This is a genomic window from Henriciella sp. (genome assembly GCF_049649345.1).
In the GTDB taxonomy this organism is placed as follows: domain Bacteria; phylum Pseudomonadota; class Alphaproteobacteria; order Caulobacterales; family Hyphomonadaceae; genus Henriciella.
Map to the genome: position 1 here is coordinate 1 of NZ_JBARZC010000519.1, position 5,369 is coordinate 5,369.

A 5,369-nucleotide genomic window follows, 5' to 3' on the forward strand; every position below is an offset into this window, starting at 1 on the left:
GCGCCAGTCGGGCCAGCGTGTGCTCGGCGAATTTAACATCGAGGCGGCGTCATGAGCGCGTGGTGGGAAGCTCTGTCACTGCGCGAGAAGGGCCTTATCGGCGCTGCGGGCCTGCTGGTCGGCATTCTGGTCATCTGGTACGGGCTGGTATCGCCCTCGCTTGCCGCGCGCGACGCCGCTGCGATCGAGCGCCAGACGGCTGCCGCGCAATTGTCGCGCGTCGAGCAATTGGCCGCTGCGGTTCGCGCGCGCTCTCCAGCGCAGGCGGCTATAGCTGTCTCGACCGCAACCACGCTCGGCGCTGAAGCGTTCAAGACGGAAGTCACACGCGAAGCCCAGGCCGCCGGCCTCTCGATAGCGAGGCTTCAGGGCGCCGATGATGGAAGGTTTTCAATGGTATTCGAACAGGCAGACCCGAGACAGCTTTTCTACTTTCTGTCGCTGGTCGAAACCCAGCTCGGCGGCCGTGTCGAGCGGCTCAGCATGGACAAGGCCGGTAATGGCCGCGTGCGCGCCACGGTCGAGCTTTCCGGCGGAGGCGCCTGAATGCTGCGATTTCTGCTCGTTCTGACAGCGCTGATTGCGCTTGTCTGGTTCGCTGCCAGCCAGATCCCGCTTGGCATGGTGCTGAACCGGCTGCCGCTCAACGCGATGGGCGTGGAGTGGACCCAGTCTGAAGGCACGATCTGGGACGGGCGGATGTCCGGGGTCTATCTCAATGGCCAGCCGGTTGGCGACGTCGATCTTGCGCTGCGGCCGATGTCTCTGTTGGCCTTTGCGCCAGCGCTCGAAGTCCAGTGGGGCGGTGCAGGCGGACGCGGCGCAGGCGTTGTCACCGTGAGAGGAGAAGACAGGATCGAGGCCACCGATCTGCGCGTCGAGCAACAGATCAATGCGCTGGAAAGCCTTTCCAATGAAGTGCGCTCGATTGGCGGCATCTTCCGGCTGAGCGGCGGTGAAGTGAGCATTGCCGACGGCAGTTGCACAGCCGCCTCCGGCAATGTCCAGACCGACACGCTGGCCCGCGCGGCTCAGCAATTCGGTCGGACATTCTCTGACCTCACCGGTTCGATCAGCTGTGAAAATGGCGCGTTCAGCATTGATTTGAGCGGCGATAGCCCGGCCGGGGACACGGTCGAGATTAATGCCATGGCGACGCTCTATGGGCGATCCGATATTGATGTTGTGGTCAACACCGAAGACGATGAGATCGAGACGCTTCTGGCGCGCAGCGGATTCTCGCAGAGCGAGGGTGTGTGGACCTATCAGTATGAAACGGCGGCCGTGGCCGGGGGGCGGCTATGAGACTCATGTCCCTGATTGCCGCGGGCGGCCTGATCGCGGCCTGTTCCTCAACCCCGGCCCCGGACGATTATGATCCGGCGGCCGTTCTGCCCGCCCGTGATGTGGTGCCAAAATCGGGGATTGGCCCGCAAATGCTCGAAGCCGACGAATGCGCGCTGTTTCTGTGGAGCCAGACCGATGCGAGCAAGTTCATCTTCTTCGAGAAGGCCCAGTCTGGAACGGCGAAGATGCAGATCGGTGAAATGGCCGTCAATGTCACGCAAACCGGCAATCGCGGAGAGATTTTTGGCCAGTTCCTGACCGAGCAGACCTTTGTCGGCCCGGAGCGCGAGCAGATTGCCGTGATAGTGGTACCAGGCGATGAGTTGCAGGGCGGCCAGCGTGTCGAATCAGGCCGCATAACCATCACCACCGCTGAGGGCTGGAAGACAGTCATGCCTGTGCTAGGCGTGCAGGCCTGCCAGAGCTGAGACGTCTTATCGTGCGAGGGGGAGAGTGGCTCCGCGAGTAGGACTCGAACCTACGACCGGGCGATTAACAGTCGCCTGCTCTACCAACTGAGCTATCGCGGATCACTTGCGAGACGGCTCCAATACCAAACGAAGCGGCCAAGTCAAACGCCCTCTTGCAGAGAGCTGATAAAAAAACGGCGGGAGCAAGCTCCCGCCGAGGCATTGGGTGATGGTGGGTGTCTCCAAAGAAGACAATCCTAGATATCTCGCGGAATGGTTAATGGCGCGTAAACGGTTTGCGCGAAGTTCGCCTGTGCCGCGTAAGACAGGTTAATGGGGGCGTGTTTTCTGACGTATCACACACGCCCCTCATAGTGTTGCAGGCAGGCTAACTCGCCCAGCGCACCTCGAACCGGCCTGTCTCCTGCCAGTAGTCCTCAGACTGGGGCAGGGTGCAGAGTTGCAGCTGCAGCTCGCCAAGCGGGATTTTCTTGTCGGTATGCGCGTCCTTCGCCTTGACCAGGACGAGGTTCTCGCCCGTCATGCTGTGGTCGCCATCCTTGCCCGGTTTGGAAACCATCCGGCGGAACTTGGCGTCGATCAGCATCTGGCGCCCACTGACATGGGTCAGCTTGTAGACCTGCTCCGGCAGGACATGATTGAGGAAACGCGCGCGCCCGATGACGCTGCCCGTCAGGAGGCGAGCACTGGCTGTCATCTCGCCTGCGGGGAGGATGATATCGCTCTCCACGAAGGGTTTGAGTGTCCCGGCAATGCGGCCCCAGTGATTCTCGCGCCGATAGTCCGGATCGACCTCAGTGCGGATATTCCATCCGGTGAGAAGGCCGCTCTGGATGCCATTCAGCGCTGCAGAGCCGAGCGCGGTGACGAGCTTCGCGTCATCGATATAGCCGGTCTTCGACATGGGCAGCCAGTCGCCAGCGAAATAGTTCTTGGCCGAGATGATCCGGTCGCTGCTGACCGGCAGGTGGCGCTCGATCAGGTCGCGGACATCCGTCAGCTCGGACGGTTTGCCGGTCAGGATGACGACGTCGCAGTCAAACAGGCCCGCAAACTCGCCATGCACTTTTGCCAGTTCGGAGAACCAGTGCTGGATGATTGTTTTCAGGCGGCCGCGCTCGAGCGGCAGGGCAAGGTCAGGGGTGAGAATGTCACCCTTGATACCGGCGGCCCGGACCAGCGCATTCATCCGCTTGATCTGGCTCGCTGATGCGCCAGCTTGATGCGGTGTGGTTTCCAGCGTGTCCTCTTCGGTCGATGACATTTCCTTCAGCCAGCGCTGGGCAATCGGCACCAGAACGGTACGCGTAATGACCGACCACTGGGCGCGATGGCTGTCGCGTTTTGCGCTCTTGAAAAAGACTTCTTCAAAGGCTTCGCGCTGTTCAAGATCGCCGAAGAAATCCTTGCCGATCAGGGGAAGCAGAGCCTTCTCGATGACATCCTTGATCAGCCGGTCACCGGCATGCGTGGTGGAGTCCTTGAAGATGAGGCGGCTCAGAATATCCATACCGGCGCCGGGCAGCGAGTCCTGATATTCGACGACGGACGTGTCTGTTGTGCCGCCCCCGATATCGATCGTCATGACGCGGATCCGGGCATCCTTGCCGGTGCCGCGGCCATAGAGCTCGATCCAGTTCTCGCCATAGTCGCGCATGTGGTGCATCTCGGCATAGACAATGGCGAGCTGTGAAGCGACGGCTTCGTCGATCGGCAGGCGGACCTGCGGGATCGGGCCATCTTCCTCAGCGCGGCGGCTCAGTACGAAGATGTCGCGGGCGCGCTCCCATTTGCTGCGATAGCGATTGACCTCGTCTTGCGTCCAGCCGGCCGGGTAGGTCAGGATGACATCGCCGAGCACGCGGCGCAGATAGGGCTTGTTGCCGTCTCTCCACGCTTCGGACTGGATCTGGCGCTCGGCCTGTTCGAGGATAGACAGCGCCACCCAGATCAGGCTGTCAGCGCGCGACTGGTCTGGACGGATGTCCTGGTCCAGCCGGGAGAAATCGCCCCAGGAGTTGAGAGCCCAGTCAGCTTTCGCATTCGGCATGAAGCGGAAGATGTCGCCTTTCAGCGGAACGAGTTCGTGCGCATCGCTGCTGGTGTCGCGCCAGGGCTGACGCTGCATCGTCCAGTGCGTGTGGCCTTTCTCACCGAGCGGCTGTTCGTCCCAGACATAGCGTTTTGGCGATGACAGAAAGGACAGCCCGCCAGCTTCGGTGTCGAGATCGGCCAGGGCGTCGTGGGCAGCAAGGCCCATCACAGCTGGCGAGACACGGGTGAACAGGTGCGGGGCGATCGTCACGGTTTCAGACCGGCGCCTGCGGCCGATATTGAAGATGCGATCAAGCAGCGTGCGTTTCTCAAAGCTCGGCTTGAAGCCTGCGCTCAGCTTGTGCGTCGGTTCAGGCTTGAAAAGCCCTTCCATGAGGACAAACCAGCTTTCAGGAATGGCTTCGTCGAGTTCAGCCGGCTCGTCATTGGCCGCCGCTGATTCAAGGCCTGCTTTCGGGAACAGGATTGGCTTGCAGACAGACGACAGCGAGTCGCCGGCATCGGTCTGTTCAAGGCCGAGCACGATCGTGCGGGAGTTGCCGAAGTCAACAATCAGATTGACCGGGATCGGTGCGCCAGCTTCTTCCACAAAGGACAGGTCGAGCTGCAGCGCCGGACAAGACGCCGGCAAGGCGAATTCCTGGTTGAGGTTGAGCTCCATGTTACCGGGCAGATCGTCGGCATTGGATGTGAGATAGGGGCTGTGGCAGCCGGCTTTCGAGGAAGTCCCATCCGTATCGTCAATGATGATCTTGCCGGACGTCTTGCGGCGCGCTGGTGCGTCCGCCTCGAATTTCGGGACTTCATAGCCGCGGTCAGGACCACCGACATTGACATCGATGCCGACCCAGAAACCGGCCTGTTCGACGGTCTCGCCGGTTTTGGATTTCTGTGCCTGAACGCCGAACCGGCCTTTCAGCCAGGGCTTGTCCTTCGGGCTGCGCCACTCGTCATGCTTGGGCCACGCCGTTTTTCCATCGCCAAGAGGAAAGAACAGGAGCTGGTGTCCGCTATTGGGGAAAACCTGGATCGTCTTTTTCATGATTAGGCCTCGTTGGAATTGGCTGCGACGGGGGAGTCGTCGATGGCGTTATTCGCTTCGCCGATCCGGACCAGCCGTGCGGTGAGCGGGGCAATGACCCTCTGGAAGTGGAGGGAGTCTTCGATCTCGCAGAGCGGATTGGACCAGCGGTCAAAGGTCTGTTGGAAAGCATCGCCCGATGGGCGGCCCGATGATTTGGCCGGCCGGGCGCCGCCCTGGATGCCTGTCGTCATGCGGGTCGCGAGATAGCGCCGGGCATGTGTGGCATGTCTGATCGCGCGAAGGTGGCCGAATTCCTCGCAGAGCCAGACGGCGAGCGATTCGATATTGAGCGCGGTAGGAAGCACTTCGCGGACCGACTGGGCATCTGAGGAGGACAGTTGCGCGGCCTTGAAGAGCGCGGTCAGCCGGTCGCTTTGGACCCAGCGAATGGTCTCGGCGATCAGATAGGTGCGCGCCGTCTTGTAATCGCTACCCAGTTGAATGGGCAGGGG

The 5,369-nt window shown here is 61.3% G+C and carries 5 protein-coding genes and 1 tRNA gene; 3 read left to right on the forward strand and 3 right to left on the reverse strand.

The features are described from left to right. Positions 1-51: 51 nt before the first annotated feature. Genes gspM through WA989_RS14310 form a run of 3 tightly spaced genes read left to right on the forward strand, consistent with a single transcriptional unit; the run spans position 52 to position 1,775 of the window. Positions 52-546: a type II secretion system protein GspM gene (gene gspM, locus WA989_RS14300; RefSeq protein ID WP_424341158.1), complete on the forward strand. Its 495-nt coding sequence runs from the start codon at positions 52-54 to the stop codon at positions 544-546. Then, a complete protein-coding gene (gene gspN, locus WA989_RS14305) occupies positions 547-1,305 on the forward strand; it encodes a type II secretion system protein N (protein ID WP_424341159.1) in 759 nt (252 codons plus the stop codon). It begins immediately after the preceding gene. After that, a complete protein-coding gene (locus tag WA989_RS14310; protein WP_424341160.1) occupies positions 1,302-1,775 on the forward strand; it encodes a hypothetical protein in 474 nt (157 codons plus the stop codon). Before gspN ends, WA989_RS14310 begins: the two co-directional genes overlap by 4 nt. 26 nt (positions 1,776-1,801) lie before the next feature. Here WA989_RS14310 and WA989_RS14315 read toward each other — a convergent pair. From WA989_RS14315 to WA989_RS14325, 3 genes are all read right to left on the reverse strand, one after another. Further along, positions 1,802-1,877 (reverse strand) — tRNA-Asn (locus WA989_RS14315). Positions 1,878-2,145: 268 nt separating this feature from the next. Further along, positions 2,146-4,875 carry a virulence factor SrfB gene (locus WA989_RS14320; protein ID WP_424341161.1) on the reverse strand — a complete coding sequence of 910 codons (2,730 nt, stop codon included), beginning with the start codon at positions 4,873-4,875 and terminating at the stop codon, positions 2,146-2,148. 2 nt (positions 4,876-4,877) lie between these two features. Further along, positions 4,878-5,369: hypothetical protein (locus WA989_RS14325; protein WP_424341162.1), on the reverse strand; the 492-nt coding region annotated here is incomplete at its 5' end.